The 14,467-nt window shown below is 60.6% G+C and carries 17 protein-coding genes and 1 other RNA gene; 8 read left to right on the top strand and 10 right to left on the bottom strand.

Going from position 1 to position 14,467, the window contains the following annotated elements; translation table 11 throughout:
- Together VIL80_RS15420 and VIL80_RS15415 are read right to left on the bottom strand one after the other, a co-directional pair.
- Nucleotides 1–207 (bottom strand): cryptochrome/photolyase family protein (locus VIL80_RS15420; RefSeq protein ID WP_332036978.1); only part of this gene is annotated, 207 nt, incomplete at its 3' end.
- Nucleotides 208–270: 63 nt separating this feature from the next.
- Nucleotides 271–1,419, bottom strand: a complete 1,149-nt coding sequence (locus VIL80_RS15415; protein WP_332036977.1) for an acyl-CoA dehydrogenase family protein — start codon at nucleotides 1,417–1,419, stop codon at nucleotides 271–273.
- 245 nt (nucleotides 1,420–1,664) lie between these two features.
- Between VIL80_RS15415 and VIL80_RS15410 the strand changes: the two genes are divergently transcribed.
- On the top strand, nucleotides 1,665–2,903 hold the full coding sequence (locus tag VIL80_RS15410) for a DUF937 domain-containing protein (protein WP_332036976.1): 1,239 nt from the start codon (nucleotides 1,665–1,667) through the stop codon (nucleotides 2,901–2,903).
- Nucleotides 2,904–2,967: 64 nt separating this feature from the next.
- Here the strand turns inward: VIL80_RS15410 and VIL80_RS15405 are convergent, their stop codons facing one another.
- On the bottom strand, nucleotides 2,968–4,041 hold the full coding sequence (locus tag VIL80_RS15405) for an AraC family transcriptional regulator (protein WP_332036975.1): 1,074 nt from the start codon (nucleotides 4,039–4,041) through the stop codon (nucleotides 2,968–2,970).
- A 215-nt stretch (nucleotides 4,042–4,256) separates the two neighbouring features.
- On the opposite strand from VIL80_RS15405, the gene VIL80_RS15400 reads away from it, so the two are divergent.
- Nucleotides 4,257–4,583 carry a helix-turn-helix domain-containing protein gene (locus tag VIL80_RS15400; protein ID WP_332036974.1) on the top strand — a complete coding sequence of 109 codons (327 nt, stop codon included), beginning with the start codon at nucleotides 4,257–4,259 and terminating at the stop codon, nucleotides 4,581–4,583.
- Nucleotides 4,584–4,606: 23 nt separating this feature from the next.
- Here the strand turns inward: VIL80_RS15400 and VIL80_RS15395 are convergent, their stop codons facing one another.
- The 3 genes from VIL80_RS15395 to rpiA form a co-directional block, all read right to left on the bottom strand.
- The gene (locus tag VIL80_RS15395) at nucleotides 4,607–4,951 is read right to left on the bottom strand and encodes a DUF4168 domain-containing protein (RefSeq protein WP_332036973.1); all 345 of its coding nucleotides are present in this window, start codon (nucleotides 4,949–4,951) and stop codon (nucleotides 4,607–4,609) included.
- 243 nt (nucleotides 4,952–5,194) lie between these two features.
- Nucleotides 5,195–5,821, bottom strand: a complete 627-nt coding sequence (locus VIL80_RS15390) for a transglycosylase SLT domain-containing protein (protein ID WP_332036972.1) — start codon at nucleotides 5,819–5,821, stop codon at nucleotides 5,195–5,197.
- A gap of 30 nt (nucleotides 5,822–5,851) precedes the next feature.
- Nucleotides 5,852–6,529: a ribose-5-phosphate isomerase RpiA gene (gene rpiA, locus VIL80_RS15385; protein WP_332036971.1), complete on the bottom strand. Its 678-nt coding sequence runs from the start codon at nucleotides 6,527–6,529 to the stop codon at nucleotides 5,852–5,854.
- A gap of 149 nt (nucleotides 6,530–6,678) precedes the next feature.
- On the opposite strand from rpiA, the gene ilvA reads away from it, so the two are divergent.
- Both ilvA and VIL80_RS15375 read left to right on the top strand, forming a co-directional pair.
- The gene (gene ilvA / locus VIL80_RS15380; protein ID WP_332036970.1) at nucleotides 6,679–8,223 is read left to right on the top strand and encodes a threonine ammonia-lyase, biosynthetic; all 1,545 of its coding nucleotides are present in this window, start codon (nucleotides 6,679–6,681) and stop codon (nucleotides 8,221–8,223) included.
- A gap of 330 nt (nucleotides 8,224–8,553) precedes the next feature.
- Nucleotides 8,554–8,694, top strand: coding sequence for a hypothetical protein (locus tag VIL80_RS15375; RefSeq protein ID WP_166214653.1), 141 nt, complete (start codon nucleotides 8,554–8,556; stop codon nucleotides 8,692–8,694).
- Between the two features lie 111 nt (nucleotides 8,695–8,805).
- Here the strand turns inward: VIL80_RS15375 and VIL80_RS15370 are convergent, their stop codons facing one another.
- The 4 genes from VIL80_RS15370 to VIL80_RS15355 all read right to left on the bottom strand — a co-directional run bounded on the left by VIL80_RS15370 (nucleotide 8,806) and on the right by VIL80_RS15355 (nucleotide 10,320).
- A complete protein-coding gene (locus tag VIL80_RS15370) occupies nucleotides 8,806–9,405 on the bottom strand; it encodes a 5-formyltetrahydrofolate cyclo-ligase (protein WP_332036969.1) in 600 nt (199 codons plus the stop codon).
- Nucleotides 9,406–9,480: 75 nt separating this feature from the next.
- Nucleotides 9,481–9,660, bottom strand: a non-coding RNA gene (gene ssrS, locus VIL80_RS15365) — 6S RNA.
- Nucleotides 9,661–9,802: 142 nt separating this feature from the next.
- Nucleotides 9,803–10,117, bottom strand: coding sequence for a cell division protein ZapA (locus VIL80_RS15360; RefSeq protein ID WP_332036968.1), 315 nt, complete (start codon nucleotides 10,115–10,117; stop codon nucleotides 9,803–9,805).
- A complete protein-coding gene (locus tag VIL80_RS15355) occupies nucleotides 10,114–10,320 on the bottom strand; it encodes a TIGR02449 family protein (RefSeq protein ID WP_332036967.1) in 207 nt (68 codons plus the stop codon). Before VIL80_RS15355 ends, VIL80_RS15360 begins: the two co-directional genes overlap by 4 nt.
- A gap of 284 nt (nucleotides 10,321–10,604) precedes the next feature.
- Between VIL80_RS15355 and VIL80_RS15350 the strand changes: the two genes are divergently transcribed.
- The 4 genes from VIL80_RS15350 to VIL80_RS15335 form a co-directional block, all read left to right on the top strand.
- Nucleotides 10,605–11,174: a UPF0149 family protein gene (locus VIL80_RS15350; protein ID WP_332036966.1), complete on the top strand. Its 570-nt coding sequence runs from the start codon at nucleotides 10,605–10,607 to the stop codon at nucleotides 11,172–11,174.
- Nucleotides 11,175–11,187: 13 nt separating this feature from the next.
- Nucleotides 11,188–12,534 (top strand): Xaa-Pro aminopeptidase, encoded by a 1,347-nt coding sequence (pepP, locus tag VIL80_RS15345; RefSeq protein WP_332036965.1) that lies wholly within the window; start codon nucleotides 11,188–11,190, stop codon nucleotides 12,532–12,534.
- Nucleotides 12,531–13,802, top strand: a complete 1,272-nt coding sequence (locus VIL80_RS15340) for an FAD-dependent oxidoreductase (protein ID WP_332036964.1) — start codon at nucleotides 12,531–12,533, stop codon at nucleotides 13,800–13,802. The genes pepP and VIL80_RS15340 overlap by 4 nt, the downstream gene beginning before the upstream one ends.
- 98 nt (nucleotides 13,803–13,900) lie before the next feature.
- Nucleotides 13,901–14,467: Rossmann-fold NAD(P)-binding domain-containing protein (locus tag VIL80_RS15335; RefSeq protein ID WP_527250120.1), on the top strand; the 567-nt coding region annotated here is incomplete at its 3' end.

Below are 14,467 nucleotides of genomic sequence, written 5' to 3'. Positions count from 1 at the left end.
AATCACCTGTTTGCCGCGGGCGCGCAGCCATTCGGCAAAGGATTCCATGGCCTCGAAGAAGGCTACCACCTTCTGGATATGGTGGCGGACGTAATCGGTCTCCTGGCGCATCTCGGCGATAAAGTACAGCGTGTGTTTATCATCGCTGCGGTACCAGGGGTGCTTGTGGTTGAGCTGGTCGCCCAGAATAAGTCGCAGGGTTTTCACGGTGAGCCAAGAGCCCGGTATTGCAGGGAATACCGGGCTGTACGCTGGGGAAAAAACTTCAGATTAGTGGTCTTTCAGCAGTTCCCGGGAAATGATCAGCTTCATGATCTCATTGGTACCGGCGTAGATACGCTGTACCCGCGCATCGGCCCAGGCGCGGGCGATGGGGTATTCCCACATGTAGCCGAATCCTCCGTGCAGCTGCATGCACTCGTCGAGCAGCTTGCACTGGAAGTCGGTGGCGAGCAGTTTGGCCTTGGCGGCGGTGGCGACATCCAGTTTGTGGTCGTAATGCAGTTGCAGACATTTATCGATAAACACCCGCAGCGCGGTGAGTTCACTGTCCAGCTCCGCCAGCTTGAACTGGGTGTTCTGGAACGCAGCGATGGGTTTGCCGAATGCCTTGCGATCCCTGACGTAGTCGATGGTCCAGCCGATGGCGGCCTCGCAGTTGGCAATCGCATTGACGGCGACACTGAGGCGTTCCTGGGGCAGTTCCTGCATCAGGTAGATAAAGCCTTGCCCTTCGCCACCCAGCAAGTTATCCACAGGGACTTTGACATCGTCGAAGAACAGCTCGGAGGTGTCCTGGGCCTTCATGCCCACTTTTTCCAGGTTGGTACCTTTCTTGAAGCCCGGCAGCCCGGCATCAACCAGAAACAGACTGACGCCGGCGGCACCGGCGGCGGGATTGGTCTTGGCGACCACCACCACCAGGTCGGCGTGCTGGCCATTGGTAATAAAGGTCTTGGAACCGTTCAACAGGTAGTGATCGCCGTTTTTTACCGCGGTGGTGCGCACCCCCTGCAGGTCGGAACCGGCACCGGGTTCGGTCATGGCAATGGCGGTGACGATGTCGCCGCTGATGCAGCCGGGCAGGTACTTCTGCTTTTGTTCTTCGGTGCCGTAATTGACGATGTAGGGCACTGCGATATCCGAGTGCAGGCCCCAGCCAATTCCGGTGAGCCCGAGGCGGGAAATTTCTTCATCGACGATGGCGTTGTAGCCAAAATCCAGTTCCAGGCCACCGTAAGCTTCCGGCACCTGCGGGCACAGAAAGCCCATGGCGCCAGCCTTGCGCCACAGCTCTCTATCTACCTGGCCATCCTTTTCCCACTGGTGGTGAAAGGGCGCGGCCTCGCTTTCAAGGAATTTGCGTACGCTGTCGCGAAACTGTTCGTGCTCCGGGGTAAATACGGTTCTCGGGATCATGGCTATTTCCAGTTATTGTTTTGTGGCTCGAGTTTACAGGCTGTGTAACGGGAAAATCCGCTCACATAACTTAGCCCATTAGCGCAGCGCGGGCATGGTTTGTGGGTCAACTTCATGACCATGTGGGCGCCATGCGCAATCCTGATATTCCATTCCAGAGCTTATTCTGAATCAGCCTAACCAGAAGATTTAGCTGCCGTACACTGATGAGAGTGGTTTCACCGCAAGCAACGCGAGGTACGCAAATGGCTGACAATCTTCTGGAAATGGCGGTGCGCCATCTGGGTTCAACGGGTCTCAGTGCGCTCGGTAACGCTCTGGGGTTGCCGGACGGAAAGAGTGAATCGGCGTTCACTGCCAGCGCGGCATCTGTGCTCGCAGGTATGCTGAACAAGGCTGGCAGTGAGAGTGGGCTGGGCACACTGCTGAACATGGCCACTAAAAGCACCAGCATGGATTTGTCTTCCCCCGTAGATATTTTTACAACCCCGGACAAGATGACGAGCCTGCAGGACCTCGGCGGCAATATTGTCGACAGTCTTTTTGGCAACAAGCGAGATGGCGTCGTCAATGTGCTGACCAGTGCGCTGGGCCTGAGTGGCAACAAAGGTGGCAGCCTGCTGCGTATTGCCGCCCCGGTGATCATGTCGCTGGTGGGCAAGCTTGTGAAAAGCAAAGGTCTGAATATGGAGGGCCTGGCTGCGCTGCTGCTGGGTCAGAAAGCCCACGTCAAAGACAAGATCCCCGCGGGACTATTGAAAGAGCTGGGTGTAGCCAACTTCGATGAGTTGGCCGAGCGCACCGTGGTGGAAACCACACCTCGCCATACCGCGCGTGCTGCGACGCCGCCACCACCGGTCAAAAAGAGTGGCTGGGGCAAGTGGCTGTGGCCGCTGTTGATTGCACTGGGCGTACTGTGGGCACTGAATATGTGCGCCAAGAAAGAACGGGTCGATGATGGCACCGGTGCCGTCGTGACGGAACAGGAAGAAGTCATCGTTGAGGAAACACCGGCGACGCCACCGACAGAAACCATCACCACCCCGGAGCCAGAAGTTACCGAGGAGACCGTGATCGTTGAAGATTTCGGGCAGCAGCTGCGGGATTACCTGGCCAGTGCCAGCCGCGATCCAAACCGCGAGTTCCCGCTGCAGATTGAGTTCCCCACCGATGGCAGCATGCCTAATGTGGAGTCACTGCCGGATGTGCAGACGCTGATCACGATCATGCAGGAGAACCCCGGCCTGTCCATCGCCATCGAGGGCCATACCGATTCTGACGGCGATGCCGTGGCTAACCAGAAGCTGTCTGAATCCCGCGCCCAGGCGGTGATGAAGATGCTGGTGGATGCGGGTATCGAAGGCAGCCGTGTCACCGCTGTGGGTGTTGGCTCCGCCAATCCGATCGCGGACAACAGCACCGAGGAAGGCAAGCAGAAAAACCGTCGCATTGCGGTGAAGGTGACTTCCTACGAGCAGCAGTGATGCTTGATTGACTTGAAGGAAAAAACCCGCGGTTCGCCGCGGGTTTTTTTATGTGTGGAAAAAATCAGCCGCGGTGCTTCTCGCGGTAGGCGCCGGGGGCGAGACCTGTCCACTTCTTGAAGGCGCGGTTGAACGCGCTGGGCTCGGAAAAGCCGAGGCGCTCGGCAATTTCCGCCACCGCAGTTTCCTGTTGTTTCAGCTGGTACATGGCCATGTCGCGGCGCACGGAATCCTTGATGTCCTGCCAGCTGTTGCCCTCATCTTTCAGACGACGGCGCAGGGTCTGCGGGGAGGTATACAGGCGCTCGGCGACATCGTCCAGCGACAGGTTTTCGATACTGTTGTGGCTCTGCAGCATACGGCGGATACGGCCGGTAAAACTATTGTCGGATTTGTACTGCGCCAGCAGACACTCCGGCGCGCGCGCAAGAAATTCACTCAGCTGCTGGGCATCGCGCACCAGCGGCATACTGAGGTAGCGCGTATTGAACACCAGGCAGGTTTCCCGCTGGTGGAAATAGTGCCGGCAGGGAAACATATCGTTGTATTCCTCGTCGTAATCCGGCGGCGGAAACGCGAGGTGTACCCGCTCCAGCAAAATAGTGCGGTCGATCAGCCAGCTGAAAAACCGCAGCCAGATGACTGCGAGGGACTCGACAAAATTCTGATTCGGCAGCTGCTTCTGGTTGCTGTGATGGATGATGAGTTTGGCCTCTTCACCATCCTCCACCAGCTTGATGTGCAGGTCATCGCTCACCATGGTGACAAAGCGGGAGGAGCGCAGCAGTGCGCGGCGCAGGGTGGGGCTGCTCAGGGTCGCGTGGCCCATCATGGCGAAGGTGCCGGGCAGCCAGGGGCGCGCGAGGTAGCCGCCGGATTCGTCTCCCAGCTGGTCCCACAGCAGGCGCAACAGGCGCGCCAGCTGTTCGCGGCCGATACGGGCATCTGGCACCTGCGCACTGGCGGGGGCAATACCGGCATCCTGCAGTAGCTGGTCGCAGTCGACGCCGGCGGCGCGGGCGCCAGCCAGGTGTGCAAATACCGCAGCGGCGAGAATGCCGCGGGCCTCAAAGCTGGCGGTGGATGCCTGCTGTTCTGCGGATGCTTGGTGTTCTGTTGTTATGGAATCTGTTTCCACGGTCACGCTTCCCGATGGCGGTATCAGTGATGTGTGTGACCGGATTATGCAAAAGAGTGCATAAAAAGTCCCGCCCGGGACGTTGTTATGAGACGAATACGGGTTGGGGGCTTGCGGAAGTGGGCATGTGGTGTGCTACAAATGTCCGGTCGAAAACGGACCGTATTACCTCACTATCGACACCACATTTTCAACACCGGAACAATGGAACTGCCATGGCTGCACCTGCCTACAGCGAGCTCAATCCCACCATCTGCCGTCGCCTGCTGATCGCCTACCTGATCGAACAGCTGCCGCGGCCGAATAACCCGGCGCTGGAGGAAGTGACGGGCTGGCCCCGCCGCACCATCCAGGATGTCATCGCCAAGGGGCTGCCGGGCCACGGTACCCAGGTTGAGTTCGTGCAGCAGGGGGTGCGCAACAACGATGGTTATTACGAATTGAAAGACTGGGGCTCTATCGACGGCAACTGGGTGCGGGCCAATCTCGATGCGATTGCCCGGGTGCTGGAGCTGGCGCCGGAGCGATTGCCGGCGCCATAGATCAGCGGGAGCTCAGCGGGATATCAGGGAGCGGCGGCTGTTCTCTGCAGAATGTCGTTCACTTTCTGCAGCAGTGCCGGATCGTTGCGCAGCTGGGTCGCAATGTTCTGGTACTCGTCTTTGCTCAGGCCAGCGCCCTCAACCGCGGACAGCATTTTGGCCTGCGCCTCCACATTGATGGCTTCGGCGGCAGCGGCATCGGCGGCGGCCTTGATCTTGGGCGCGTATTCCTGACTCAGGGTCACGATGGAGCGGTAGGCGTCGGCGAATTTCTGCAGCTGTGCATCGGTAACGGCGGTGTCCGCAAACGCGCTGGACACGGCGAGCGCCAGGGCAAGTGCGGCGGAGTATATGGCGGTTGGCTTCATGAGCACCTCTGATTGGGAAAATACGCTTTTGTGCAAGCTACACGCCCAGCGTGGGTTGAGGGCCACAGAGCCTTGGCAGCTGATCGGTGACATCTGTTTCTGGAACAGCTGTCTTGATAACCAATGGGCGATTCGGCAAAGCGCTGTCCTGCAAAGGGTAGTTGGTATTCCAGCGCGCTTGCGATTTTCGCCGCCAGTCTGCGCGTCCCTGCGTCAGCCCGGCTTGTTGTTACCGCGGCTGGTTCAGAACAGGCCGAGGAATTTTTTCCGCTTTTTCAGTGAGGCTTCGCAACTGTTCAGCTGTCGCTGATAGTTTTGCGCCCGTGCGGATACCTTGTGGGCCACGTCCTGTAGCCATTTCTTGTTGCGGTAGGTGCGGCGGTTATAACCGCCCTGGCCCTCGTGATAGGCGAGGTACAGGTGGTAGGTGTCGTTGGGCTTGATTTTGCACTGGCGCTGGCTGGTGTTGTGGTACCAGCCGACGAAGTCGATGGCATCGGCAAAGTCGTCGCGGTCAGCGCCGTAGTTGCTGGCGTCGCGCTGGTAGCTTTTCCAGGTCGGTCCGAGGGCCTGGGCATAGCCGTAGGCATCGGACGGGCGTGGACCGGGAATAATCCACAGGATCTTGGTACGCGGCGGCTTGGCGTCGTGCACAAAGCGCGATTCCTGGTGCAGCGTGGCCATCATGGTGGCGATGGGGGTGTTCCAGCGGCGCGCGGATTTGGCGGCGTCGTGATACCAGTCGTCCTTCTCGCGGAAAATTGCGCACAGGTCGTCGGGATTGCTGGGCGGTGTGGTGGCGCAGCCCGCCGCCAACAGGGTCGGCAGGGCGAGCAGCGCCAGGGTCAGTTTCTTATTCTTTTCGATCATCAGCTCACAAATAGGTTTATCAGCAGGTAGTTAGACTTTCGACTTGATGGTCTTCACACCGTCGGCCGTGCCGAGCAACAGCACATCCGCCGGGCGCGCGGCAAACAGGCCGTTGGTGACCACGCCGGTGATGTTGTTGATCGCGTCTTCCAGCGCCAGCGGCTTGGCGATCTGCATATTGTGCACATCGAGGATGACATTGCCGTTGTCGGTGGTCACACCCTCGCGGTACACCGGGTCACCCCCCAGCTTGACGATTTCGCGGGCCACATAAGAGCGCGCCATGGGGATGACTTCCACCGGCAGCGGGAAGTTGCCCAGTACTTCCACCCATTTGCTCTCGTCGGCGATGCACACAAATTCCTCGGAACAGGCGGCGACGATTTTCTCGCGGGTCAGGGCTGCGCCGCCGCCCTTGATCAGTTGCAGCAGCGGGTTGGTTTCATCGGCACCGTCTACATAGACACGGATGCCGTCCACCGCATTGAGGTCGTAGACCGGGATGCCGTGGGACTTGAGACGCTCGGCGGAGGCCTCGGAGCTGGCCACGGTGCCATCGAACAGGCCCTTCTTTTCCGCCAGGAAGTCGATGAAGTAGTTGGCGGTGGAGCCGGTGCCGACACCGACGATGGTGTCCGCCTCCAGCATGGGGGTGATGTATTCCACCGCGGCGCGCGCGACGTCCTGCTTGAGCTGATCCTGATTCATGGGCTTACTGGGTCCTTGTGCAATATTTGCGATAAAAACACCCGTTTCCGAATATTAATTCGCGCAAAAATGGCTTTAAAGTGGCTTTGGTGCTGCTTAGGGATTAGACTGGCGGGCTTGTAAACATCCTGCAGTTGCCGGTTTCTGTCATGCCCAAGTCCTATATCAAGCGCATTTTAGACGCGCGCATTTATGATGTCGCCATCGAAACCCCGCTGGACCCCATGCGCCAGCTGTCCCATCGCCTCGGCAACCGCATTCTGCTGAAGCGCGAAGACCTGCAACCGGTGTTTTCCTTCAAGATTCGCGGCGCCTACAACAAATTGCTCAAGTTGCCGCCGGAGCAGCGCGCCAAGGGGGTGATCTGTGCCTCCGCCGGCAACCACGCCCAGGGCCTGGCACTTGGTGCCCAGCACCTAGGGGTGCGCGCCACCATCGTGATGCCCTCCACCACACCGGCAATCAAGGTGAATGCGGTGCGCATGCGCGGTGCGGAAGTGGTGTTGCACGGTGATACCTTCGATGAGGCCGCGGCGCGCGCCAGGGAACTGGTGGAAGAGCGCGGGCTGGTATTTATCCACCCCTACGACGACCCGGATGTGATCGCCGGCCAGGGCACCGTGGCGATGGAGCTGCTGCGCCAGCTGCCGGGCAACCTCGACGCGGTGTTTATCCCCGTGGGTGGTGGTGGTCTCGCCGCGGGCATGGCGGCTTACATCAAGTACGTGCGCCCTGAGATCAAGGTATTCGCGGTGGAGCCGGAAGACGCCGCCTGTCTCAAGCTCGCGATGGACGAAGGCAACCGCGACAGTCGCCTGCCGCAGGTGGGCCTGTTTGCCGACGGCGTGGCGGTGGCGCAGATCGGTGAGGAGACTTACCGTGTGCTGCGCGAGACCATCGATGGCGTTCTCACTGTGACCACCGATGAGATCTGCGCGGCGATCAAGGATATCTTTGAAGACACCCGCTCCATCGCTGAGCCCGCCGGTGCCGTGGGCCTTGCCGGCCTGAAGAAATACGCGGAGCAGCAGGGGGAGCAGAACCTGACTCTCGCCACCGTGTGCAGCGGCGCCAACACCAACTTCGACCGCCTGCGCTACATCAGCGAGCGCACCGAAATTGGCGAGAAGCGCGAGGCGGTGCTGGCGGTGACCATTCCGGAAAAGCCCGGCAGTTACCTGCAGTTCTGCCGCGACCTGGGCGATCGCTCCATCACTGAATTCAACTATCGGTTTGCTGGCGGCGCCGGGCGCTACGCCAACGGCGGCGAGGCGCACATTTTCGTCGGCATGCAGGTGGCGACAGATGCAGATCGCGCCATGTTGGTATCGCAGTTGCAAGGCAAGGGATACGAGGTCACCGATCTCACCGACAACGAGATGGCCAAGTTGCATATCCGCCATCTGGTCGGGGGGCGCGCGCAGGGCATTGCCGACGAGGTAGTGTACCGTTTCGAGTTCCCCGAACGCCCGGGAGCGCTGCGCAAGTTTCTCGAACAGCTGGCCGGGCGCTGGAACATCACCCTGTTCCACTACCGCAACCACGGCGCCGCCTACGGGCGGGTACTGGTGGGGCTGGAAGTGGCAGCGGCCGAGCGTCCGGCGCTGAGGGCACTGCTCGACCAGCTGCAGTATCCCTTCTGGGAAGAGACGGAGAACCCGGCTTACCGCTTCTTTCTGTCGCGGAGCGAGTGAATTCGGGCGCCGTAGCCAGAATTTGCGGTGAGTAGTTCACACTCGTGGATCTGTCGAACTTGCATTTCTGAAAATGTGAAGATTTTCTCAAAAAAAAGTTCTTGACGGGTTACTATTTGGCCACTAATCGAGTATCTTTTGACCGCTGTTTAGCCCTAATTGGTCAGGTGGAAGTGCGGTGTGTCGCGGGTATCTTTTTACCCGGTGCGGCGGAACTTTCCATCGGTCCCGGGTCTAACGACGCACTGGCGGCGCAGATTGCCAGGCACTAAGAACTCGATTCAGAAGTTCGAAAACAACAAGAATTCGATACCTTACAGGATGGTCCCCATGAAACCCGATGCATTGACACTCGCGGTAGTTGTCTTTGTTGCGGGCGTACTGCTGAGCAGCAGCGGTTTGACCGAGGTGTTTTCTTCCGATCAGGAAGAGGCCCCGTCTGCCCTGCAGCAGGGTGTAGTCACTCGCTGATTGCTCCCGGCAGAACGCCACCGAAAGAGCCGAGCCCCAGTTACTGTGGTTCGGCTTTTTTGTGCCTGCAGGAAATGTGAGTTCGGGAAAGGCTGGCCGGGCAGTGGTAGTTCAGCGGCAGCGATACAGGCGCTCGTCGGTGGCCACCAGCACCAGCGGAATGTCCCAGCTCTCCACTGGCAGCTCCGCCACACACTGTAACTGGTGTGCGATGCCTACAAGCTGTGGGCCCTTGCCCGGATTTATCCGTTTGAAGGCGAAGCTGCGGTCGTAGTAGCCGCCGCCCATGCCGAGGCGCGCCCCTTTCGGGTCGAAGGCTACCAGCGGCATTAGTACCAGATCCAGCTGTGCAGGGGTGCGCTGCTCACTGCGACCGGCCACCGGCTCCGGAATACCGTAGCGATTGCGATAGCGCAGGCGGGCGCCGGGCCAGTGCAGGAAGGTCATGGTATTGCGGGCCGCGCGTGGCAGTACCGGTAGATAAAAACGCTTGTTGGGGAAACGCTGCAGCAGCGGCCGGGGGTCTATCTCGCCGTCCATCGGCCAGTAGATGCCGATATGCTGTGCCCGCTTCATTTCCGGGCTCAGTGCCAGGCGCGCGCACAGGCGTCGACTGGCCAGACGCTGGTGATAGCGACCGAGCCCGCGGCGTGCGGCGCGGATCTGCTGGCGCAACTGCTGTTTGGAAGGCGCGGCGTCGCTATCAGGCATAGAGGTTTACGGGTATAGGGACTGGCAGTGTGTCAGAGCCAATGCTGGAGGGGCCAATACCGGAAAAGAAAAATTAGGAGCCCCGAAATGCGGCTGAAGACGTAGCCTTGAACCGTAAGGCTCAAGGTGGGGGCTCCCGGAATGCATTAGGCTTTCCGCTACAGGGCGGACTTGCACACCAACATCCGCTGGAAACCTCCAGGGTAGAATTATCGGCTCGAGGACATAGTCAACTGGCCAACACTTCAGGGCGAGGGAGAAGTATACCCCTTCGTGGCGCACTTGGCTAAACGCACTTTCGCGCCAAATTGTGCTTTTTTGCGTTAGTCAAGTATCGACGGCCGGCACAAATAAAGTCGCCGACAGAGAAGAAAAATTCCGGGAAAGCGCGGCGCGGTTACGCCTTGTCGATTTTGGCCAGCGCCGCCTGAACCTTTTCGTGCAGGCGATCGAGCAGTTGATCTTCCACCGGCTGGCGCGCCAGCTCGGCTTTGGCCTGAATCAGTTCGTGAGCGATGTTCAGAGCGGCCATTACCGCAATGCGCTCGGCGCCGATCACGGAACCACTGTTGCGGATTTTTGCCATGCGCTCGTTGAGCAGCTTCGCGGACGCCTGCAGCCCGGCCTGTTCTTCTTCCGAACAGGCAACGCGATACTCTTTGTCGAGGATCGTTACGGCTACCGTGGAAGAGTTGTACGATTTGCTGCTCATGAGGTTTCTTGGCTCAGGCCTTTAAGCCGGCTGATCATGGTCTCAACCCGGCTGCGGGCCACTTCGTTGTTTTTGATCAACCGCTGGCGTTCGCGCTGCCACTCGCTTTCCTGCTCGCGCAGTGCGCGGTTGTCCGCGGCCAGCTGCTGGCACTGTTGTATCAGGTAGTCCAGCTTGTTTTCCAACGCCTGTAGTTTGTCCATAATTCCTGCGTATTAAATGCGCCGCCTGCTCCTGTGACCTGCGCAAGCCGGGGGATTCCGCTACTATATTGCCGGCGTATTTGGGGGTCAATTCTCCCGTACTGCCAAAAAAACTGTGCACCAGTTACTATTTCGCCAGATTGGTGAAATATTCGCACATTCGTTTTTTCATCCCCGTATTGTCCGGTAATGCCGGCGCCATTTCCCGGTTACCGTTCAAATTTCCGGCAGAAAATGGTGGAACAGTTTTCGAATCTGCCCGCTGCAGTTGCCAGGAGTTTTTTATGTCCGCACCGCAATTATCGTTCGACGATCTCGCCAACCAGATAGTAGCGGCGGGGGGGAGGATCGGTCCGAGTGAACTGCACGGTTTCATCTGCGGCTTGCTGGCTGCCGGGGCGCGTCCCGACAAGTCCCGTTGGCAGAAAGAACTGGCGGAGTTTCTCGATCTGGATGCGATCCCCGCCGACCTCGCCCGCAATGCGCTGGCGCTGGCGGAGCAGAGTGAACGCGATCTTTCCGACAAGGATTTTTCCTTCCAGCCGCTGCTGAGTGGCAGCGATGAACTGGCGGAGCGCGGGCAGACCCTGTGCCTGTGGTGCGAGGGATTCCTGCACGGTTTTGGTATCGGCAAATATTCCGGCGAGTTGTTGCCCACCAGCAGCGAGGCCCTGAGGGATCTGGCGGAAATCGCCCAGCTGGATGCGGGGTCAATGGAGAACGGTGCGGAGCAGGAACGCGAGCTATTCGAAGTACAGGAATATGTGCGTATGGCGGCACTGAATATTTTTGTCGAGTGCAACCCGTCGCTGGCTACCGGGGGCGATGACGCCTCCGGCCCCACCCTGCACTGAGCCGCTATCCACGATGAGCATCAGCAAGGCCGAATACGCCCGCCGCCGGCAGCGCCTGATCGAGGGGCTACCGCCGAACAGCCTCGCCATTGTGCCCGCGGCCCGCGAGCAGTTGCGCTCGCGCGACACCTATTTTCCGTTTCGCCAGGACAGCGACTTTCTGTATCTCACCGGATTCTGTGAGCCGGAATCCCTGCTGGTGCTGGCACCCGGGCGCACCGCCGGCGAGGCGCTGCTGTTCTGTCGCGAGCGCGATGCCGAAAAGGAAATGTGGGACGGCCCGCGCCTCGGTCCCGAGCGCGCCGCGGAGCGCCACGGCCTGTGCGATGCGTTTCCCATCAGCGACCTCGACGATATCCTGCCGGGGTTGCTGGAGGGGCGGGATTTCATTTACTACACCATGGGGCGCTTTCCGCAGCTGGACCGGCGCCTGCAGGGCTACCTGAAAGCGATCGAGGGCGCAGCGGGCAAACATGGCGCGCCCGACGGCGCTGCTGAAATGGTCAGCCTCGATCCGCTGCTGCACGACCTGCGCCTGTTCAAGAGCGCCGCGGAGCTCCGCCTGATGGCCCGTGCAGCAGAGATCAGCGCCGAGGGCCATCGCCGCGCCATGCAGCGCTGCCGCCCGGGTATGTACGAATACCAACTGGAGGCGGAGTTGCTGCACAGCTTCGCCTCTGCCGGCGCGCGTGAACCCGCCTATCCGTGTATTGTCGGCGGAGGTCGCAACGCATTGGTGATGCACTACATCGCCAACAGTGCGCCGCTCAAGAACGGCGATCTGGTACTGATCGACGCCGGCTGTGAATACCGCGGCTACGCGTCCGACATCACCCGCACTTTCCCGGTTAACGGGCGCTTCAGCGGCCCGCAAAAGGCGGTGTACGAAATTGTCCTGGCCAGCCAGCAGGCGGCCATCGACCACATCGCCCCCGGTAACGACTGGGACCAACCCCACCTCGCCAGCGTTGAAATCATCGTGCGGGGATTGAAAGACCTGGGGTTGCTCTCGGGGGACGTGGACGGGCTGATCGAGTCCGGTGCCTACCGCCGTTTTTACATGCACCGCGTCGGCCACTGGCTGGGAATGGATGTACACGACGTGGGCGACTACAAGGTGCACGGACAGTGGCGCCAGCTGGAGACCGGCATGGTAATGACCGTGGAGCCGGGAATTTATATCGGCGCAGATGAGACTACTGTGCCTGAGAAATTTCGCGGCATCGGTATTCGTATCGAAGACGATGTGGCGCTACTGAAAGATGGCGCGCAGGTACTCTCTGCGGCAGCGCCGAAAGCCGTGGCAGATATCGAGTACCTGATGCGCGAAGGCGATTTGATCCAGGAGGCGCTGTTGTGACCGGTGCAGAATTTAATGCGACCCCCAACGACGTGGCAAACACGGATATTGCGATTGTTGGCGGCGGCATGGCCGGTGCCTGCCTGGCGCTGTTGCTCGCCCACCACTGCCCCGAGCAGCGTGTGACCCTGTTGGAGCGCCACCCGTTACCGGACAGTGGTGCGGCGCTGAACCTGCCGAGCTTTGACACTCGCGCCACCGCCATCGCCGCCGGCAGCCTGAGGATTTTCGATGAGCTGGGGCTGTGGCCGCAGCTGCGGGAATTTGCCGCGCCCATCCGGCGGGTGCAGGTGTCCGACCGCGGCCACAGTCTCGGCGCCAGCCTGGACGCTTCTAGGGAAGCCGCGGCGAGCTTTGACGGTATGCTTGGCGCTGTGGTCGAGAATGCCGCCCTCGGGCCGTTGCTCTACCGCGCGCTGGCAGACACCCGCACGGAAATACTGGCGCCGGCGGAGGTCGCCGGGGTAACCATGACTGCTGCGGGCGCCACACTCTCGCTGGCAGGCCGCGAGGAGCCGTTACATACAAAGTTACTGGTGGTGGCGGATGGCGTCGGCTCGCCGCTGTGCCGGCAGCTGGGCATCGCCAGCGAGGAAGTGGACTATCACCAGGAGGCGCTGGTCACCACCGTCGGTCTGCAGAAAGACCACGCCGGTGTGGCTTTTGAGCGCTTCACCGATACCGGCCCCATGGCGCTGCTACCGCTGCCGCGTCGCGGCGGGTTGCACCGGGCGGCGCTGGTGTGGACCTGCGAACGCGAAGATCGCGCGCGTCTCGAGTCGCTGCCGGAAGCGGAGTTTATCCAGCACCTGCAGCGCGCCTTCGGCTGGCGCGCGGGGCGAATACTGCGTGCCGGGAGGGTGCAGGGCTACCCGCTCAGGCTGTCGGTGGCCCGCGAACAGGTGCGCCGCGGCCTCGCGCTGGTGGGCAACAGTGCCCATTTCCTGCACCCGGTGGCGGGGCAGGGATTCAACCTGACTCTGCGGGATTGTGAGGCGCTGGCGCTGGCAATAGCCCGGCACGGGGAGAAAAGCGGCGCAACTGGCCCGCAAACTGGCCCCGGCGAGCTAGACTTACTTCAGGCTTATTGGCGCGAACGTCAACATGACCAGCAGCTCACCATCGGCTTCAGCGACCGGATACCGCCGCTGTTTGCCTCCCGCAGCATGCTGGTGGGTGGTGTGCGACAGGCGGGATTGCTCGCCCTCGCCCTCGCCCCGACAATGCGCGCCGCTTTTGCCCGCCAGGCGGCTGGGCTTGCGCTATAAGCACACTATAACGGTGCAGGTCGACCATAAAACGGACCGGGGGTATTCGACCCGGTTCCCGAGCTCCTACAACAATCCAGCCCGGAGAACTTCTGCCTATGAACAGACAGCGAATGGACGTGACCATCGTCGGAGGTGGCATGGTGGGTATGGCGCAGGCGGCACTGCTGGCGGTGCGCTACCCGCAGCTGCGGATTTCGCTGTTGGAGGCCTCTCCGGTAGAGCCGCGGGTCAGCCCCGACGGCTATGACGCCAGGGTTGTCGCGCTCACCGAAGCATCCCGGGCACTGCTGGAAGAAGTGGGAGCCTGGCAGCATATTGCCGGCCAGCGTGAATGCCCCTATACCCAGATGCGGGTGTGGGACGCGGAGGGCACCGGCTCTGTGTATTTCGACTGCCGTGACGTCAAGTTACCAAACCTCGGCCATATCGTGGAAAACAATGTGGTTCTCGCCGCTCTGCGCGCGCGCATCGACGAACTCAGCAATGTAGAGCTGGTAACCGGTTTCAAGCTGGAGAGCTGGTGGCGCGACTGCGGTCTGTGGCATCTGCAATCCCGCAGTCCAGAGCGGGATGCGGTGGAGGGGCTGGATAACCAGTCGCCGGTATTCACCACCCGCCTGCTGATCGGAGCCGACGGTGCCCGCTCGCGGGTGCGCGATATG

It is taken from the genome of Microbulbifer sp. (assembly GCF_036563125.1).
Lineage (GTDB): Bacteria > Pseudomonadota > Gammaproteobacteria > Pseudomonadales > Cellvibrionaceae > Microbulbifer.
Note: the sequence above shows the minus strand (reverse complement) of the source record. Positions and strands in the feature narration are given on the sequence as shown.

Excerpts from the sequence above, each read along its gene's own strand:
- ilvA (WP_332036970.1), top strand. The coding sequence starts at position 6,679 with ATGCCCAAGTCCTATATCAAGCGCATTTTAGACGCGCGCATTTATGAT.
- rpiA (WP_332036971.1), bottom strand. The coding sequence starts at position 6,529 with ATGAATCAGGATCAGCTCAAGCAGGACGTCGCGCGCGCCGCGGTGGAA.
- VIL80_RS15390 (WP_332036972.1), bottom strand. The coding sequence starts at position 5,821 with ATGATCGAAAAGAATAAGAAACTGACCCTGGCGCTGCTCGCCCTGCCG.
- VIL80_RS15415 (WP_332036977.1), bottom strand. The coding sequence starts at position 1,419 with ATGATCCCGAGAACCGTATTTACCCCGGAGCACGAACAGTTTCGCGAC.
- VIL80_RS15395 (WP_332036973.1), bottom strand. The coding sequence starts at position 4,951 with ATGAAGCCAACCGCCATATACTCCGCCGCACTTGCCCTGGCGCTCGCC.
- VIL80_RS15370 (WP_332036969.1), bottom strand. The coding sequence starts at position 9,405 with ATGCCTGATAGCGACGCCGCGCCTTCCAAACAGCAGTTGCGCCAGCAG.
- VIL80_RS15355 (WP_332036967.1), bottom strand. The coding sequence starts at position 10,320 with ATGGACAAACTACAGGCGTTGGAAAACAAGCTGGACTACCTGATACAA.
- VIL80_RS15375 (WP_166214653.1), top strand. The coding sequence starts at position 8,554 with ATGAAACCCGATGCATTGACACTCGCGGTAGTTGTCTTTGTTGCGGGC.
- VIL80_RS15350 (WP_332036966.1), top strand. The coding sequence starts at position 10,605 with ATGTCCGCACCGCAATTATCGTTCGACGATCTCGCCAACCAGATAGTA.
- VIL80_RS15410 (WP_332036976.1), top strand. The coding sequence starts at position 1,665 with ATGGCTGACAATCTTCTGGAAATGGCGGTGCGCCATCTGGGTTCAACG.
- VIL80_RS15400 (WP_332036974.1), top strand. The coding sequence starts at position 4,257 with ATGGCTGCACCTGCCTACAGCGAGCTCAATCCCACCATCTGCCGTCGC.
- pepP (WP_332036965.1), top strand. The coding sequence starts at position 11,188 with ATGAGCATCAGCAAGGCCGAATACGCCCGCCGCCGGCAGCGCCTGATC.
- VIL80_RS15360 (WP_332036968.1), bottom strand. The coding sequence starts at position 10,117 with ATGAGCAGCAAATCGTACAACTCTTCCACGGTAGCCGTAACGATCCTC.